At 34.0% G+C, this 4,080-nt stretch carries 5 protein-coding genes; 2 read left to right on the top strand and 3 right to left on the bottom strand.

Annotated elements, in window-relative coordinates:
* Positions 1-53: 53 nt before the first annotated feature.
* Both Q0191_RS09070 and Q0191_RS09065 read left to right on the top strand, forming a co-directional pair.
* Positions 54-686, top strand: a complete 633-nt coding sequence (locus Q0191_RS09070) for a DUF421 domain-containing protein (RefSeq protein ID WP_297665810.1) — start codon at positions 54-56, stop codon at positions 684-686.
* A 136-nt stretch (positions 687-822) separates the two neighbouring features.
* Positions 823-1,026 (top strand): CsbD family protein, encoded by a 204-nt coding sequence (locus Q0191_RS09065; RefSeq protein ID WP_297665809.1) that lies wholly within the window; start codon positions 823-825, stop codon positions 1,024-1,026.
* 255 nt (positions 1,027-1,281) lie between these two features.
* Here Q0191_RS09065 and Q0191_RS09060 read toward each other — a convergent pair whose 3' ends face one another.
* From Q0191_RS09060 to Q0191_RS09050, 3 genes are all read right to left on the bottom strand, one after another.
* On the bottom strand, positions 1,282-1,698 hold the full coding sequence (locus tag Q0191_RS09060) for a hypothetical protein (protein ID WP_125383434.1): 417 nt from the start codon (positions 1,696-1,698) through the stop codon (positions 1,282-1,284).
* A 103-nt stretch (positions 1,699-1,801) separates the two neighbouring features.
* A complete protein-coding gene (locus Q0191_RS09055; protein WP_125383433.1) occupies positions 1,802-2,416 on the bottom strand; it encodes a CPBP family intramembrane glutamic endopeptidase in 615 nt (204 codons plus the stop codon).
* An 864-nt stretch (positions 2,417-3,280) separates the two neighbouring features.
* Positions 3,281-4,080 (bottom strand): DUF389 domain-containing protein (locus Q0191_RS09050; RefSeq protein WP_297665804.1); only part of this gene is annotated, 800 nt, incomplete at its 5' end.

Below are 4,080 nucleotides of genomic sequence, written 5' to 3'. Positions count from 1 at the left end.
TTAGAAAAAATGGAACTGTACAAATCAGACGTTGAACTCGTGGAGGTTGAAAAATAATGAGCTTTTTTATTACAATTGCAATTAAGTTAGCTTTGGGACTCGTTTCCCTCGTTTTTGTCATCAATGTGACAGGTAAAGGGAATTTAGCACCAAGCTCCGCAACAGACCAAGTACAAAACTTTGTTCTCGGTGGCATTATCGGCGGGGTCATCTACAATAGCTCCATTACTATCCTTCAATATGCAGTCATCTTAATCATCTGGACCATTCTGATTTTGCTCTTAAAATGGCTCAACACCAACGTTTCCTATATCAAACATCTGATTGATGGGAAACCAACCATTATCATCAAAAACGGCAAACTAGATCCTGAAGCCTGCCGTTCAAAAGGGCTATCTGCATCAGACGTTGCTCTGAAATTACGTTCCCAAGGAGTCTTCCAACTGAAAGAAGTCAAAAGAGCCGTCATCGAGCAAAATGGTCAATTGATTATCGTAAGAATTGGCGATGAAAATCCAAAATATCCAATCATTACCGATGGAGTTGTGCAACTTGAAATCTTAGAAACTATCGGCAAGTCAGAAGAATGGTTGATGACCGAATTACAAAAAGAAGGCTTTGAAAATGTCTCCGATATCTTCATTGCAGAATATAATAAAGGCGAAATTAATGTCGTGACCTATTAAAAATTAGTTGTCATTTCGTAGCAGTTATTTGCTTTTTCTTCGTAAAGAGTTTATACTTGTATCTATTATCTCGCTTGAATGAGTATCAAACCGCATCCAACTTAGATAATACACTTAATTAACGGAGGAAATTTCCATGTCAATCGAAGAAAAATTCAACCAAGCTAAAGGTTCTATCAAAGAAGGCTTCGGTAAACTTACTGGCGATACAAAAACTCAAGCAGAAGGAACTGCTGAAAAAGTAGCTTCAAAAGTGAAAGAAGTCGCTGAAGACGCAAAAGGCGCTGTTGAAGGTGCTATCACAGGCGTTAAAAACATCCTTCACAAAGACGATAACTAATCGTTAACGTCCAAAAACCACCCTATTTTCTGCAGTCCTATTTGACTGCGGGAGATAGGGTGGTTTTTGTTTACCTTTGATTTAGTTTGGGTGTAGAAAAAGAACACCCAAAAAGTGCTCTTTGTAAGTATTGTAATTCTTTTGAATGAACGTTTACTAAATTGTGACGCTTTTCGGGCCTTTTTCAAGCCTTACTTGGAAAGCATGTGCTAAGCTGTGATCATGTTTATTCAAAATCTTTCCCATTTCTCTTTGCTATGATTGAGTCGGAACAATTGTAAGGTCACTGTGGTCATTTAAAAAACTATACATTGGTACTCCAAAACCCTCTTCCGATATATTCTCACATAGAGTTTTTACAAAAAATTCTATCCATTCACTAGAAGGTTCCACAGCATCATCAGTCTGAGGAGTGAACCACATTTGAGGAATAAGTTCCATTGTGTCTAAATCGCATGCAATCCCAATCATCATATTATAGAAATCAAATGAAGCATAAAAAGCACGCATATTATCGCTAACTTTATCAATTCCTAATTCAGGAGGTATTTCCGTCATCGTAATCATCATATGACCAGTTATTTCCCCATTTTCCTCTTCAAATTTTTCAAGCACTCCTTGCTCACGGAGGATATTTTCTATTTTGAAGAACATTTCTTTATCTGCTAACATTATGTTATCTCCAATAATATTTATTAGTGGTCTATTGAGCAAAACCTTACATAAAATTACAAATAGAAAAATAATTAGAATACATAATTATAAATCTATTTAACTACACTATTACAGCCAAAAAATTATTAAATATGTGAATTAGTACAGAGTATTCTATTCTTTTAGTTCTATAATAAATGTAAGATATTATACTGCCTAACAAACTATACAGTAAAATCGATCTAATAAAAATTCCAATACTAGGTTCGTTCATGCAATGCATTAATCCAAACAATATATTTGATATGATGAAACCTTTCCTGCTCATATTATAGCAATAATTCATTATTGCACCATGAAAAGTTAATTCCTCTAAAACTGGTCCTACGAAAATTGCATAAAAATTGAATAACTCTACGCCCATAATATCTTTTAAAATTTGTAATAACGCATCATTTTGGGTATCTCCAAAAATGCTTAAATACAAATGAACTATGAGTCTTAACAAAACAGCGAATGCTAAGCAATAAAATACTTTGTTCCACTCTAGTTTCTGAATACGATTAAAGACATTATGTTTTATGCCTATTTTATAAGAGAAATATAATGTAAAAAACAAGAAAAGTACAAATAGCAACCTAGCATAGACTAATGAAATATCTTTCAAAATCAAACAACAAAACGGTAAATTTGAGAGCAAAAATAACTGCCCAGTCACTTTATGTTTTTCTCTCATTTTTAACTACCTCCAACAAACCATTATTAATATTTCAATTATTGCTTAATTCATTTAATCATTTTTCTGAAACTTGAAGCGGAAATGCTGAGATTCTTTGCATATACTGATTCTGAGATTTTATCTTTCCTAAAAATCCTCCTATCTTAAGAAAGAAAAACAGATATCTTACAATATAAACCTCCCCAATAATTGAGTAAGCGCTTTTACACTTTTATTGTAACTAACTATTTTTATTTTTTCAAATAATTATATGCAATTCCTAATTTGCAAAATTAAAGTAGTCAAAAAAAGACATCCAAGAGAAAATTCTTGAATGTCTGTAAACGTTGATAGTATCGTGTTGATTAACGTTTTGAGGCAACTGACTCTGTCAGTTTGCAGCCACATTTGTAAGCGACTAAAGTCGCAACAACTGTGTCAATTGCACCAATTTAGTCTAGAAATATAAAAAAGAACACCGAGAAAGGTGCACTTTGTAAGTATAGTAATTCTTTCGAATTAACGTTTACTAAATTGTGACGCTTTATGGGCTTTCTTAAGACCTGGTTTGAAAGATTTTTCTTTGAATAAATTTCAAAAGCTTGTAATATCAATGTTTTTACAAGTTTTCAAAACTCAAAATTTCATCCAATTCCAACTAATTTCATCTGAATGGTGTGAACTTTATCCTAAAAATACACGAATTGAGCTGATAAATACTAAAAGTTCACACCATTAGTTAAATGATTTTTTGTTCATCATTTTTCTTAGATGATAGAACTTCTAATTTATTTCTTATTCAAGCAAAAACAACCTGCTATAAGTAAGAAAGAGGAAGATACAAGAAAAACACGGCGTAAAAACCGATTCAGTTCATTGTCCTCAATCCTTGTCTGCTTCATTTTCTTTTACGAGATCGTTTTGTGAATCTTTTTCAGAGAGTTTTTGATCAATATACTTGTCAATGTTTTCATAAAATTCCTTGGTCGCTTCACTATCTAATGTTGGCGAGTTCTGAACTTGATTCACTTTCAATTGAACAGATTGAATACCGTAAGAGGCTTGTTTTTGGTGGAGTGTTTCTAATTCTTCTTCTGAAATCGGATCTCCAACAACCGTCAAGACCAATTCATTGTTACTTGACTTGTAGACTTGATTAATAACCGTATAATTGGCGAACTCTTTTCCTACAAACTGTTTGATCCCTTCTTTGCGCGCTTGTTCTATTGTCAGAGTAACTGCCGAATAGCTAGCTGGAAGAATCAACAATACAATCAAAGATATCAAGCCAATTCTCATTTTAATGCTCAGCTCTTTAAATGAAGTTAAAGGAGATTTTCTCATCAAAATTCTTGTTCCAACAATGTTGGCTAGCATGATAAAGACACAGTTGATCAAGAAAAGATAGAGAGCCCCCAATAAAAATCGTACATTCCCATTAGCTAAACCATAGCCAGCAGTACAGATAGGCGGCATCAGAGCTGTAGCAATGGCTACTCCTGGCACGATATTGTTTGCTTCTTTTTTCCTTGAACCGATCACACCAGCAATCCCACCAGCAATAGCAATGAGGACATCCCAAATGGTTGGAGAGGTTCGTGCAATCAACTCGCTACTTGCATAAGACAAGGGAGAAATCCAGAAATACAGAGTCGAGACAAGCAAACTGACCAACACTTGAG

It is taken from the genome of uncultured Streptococcus sp., from assembly GCF_938036805.1.
Classification (GTDB): domain Bacteria; phylum Bacillota; class Bacilli; order Lactobacillales; family Streptococcaceae; genus Streptococcus.
Note: the sequence above shows the minus strand (reverse complement) of the source record. Positions and strands in the feature narration are given on the sequence as shown.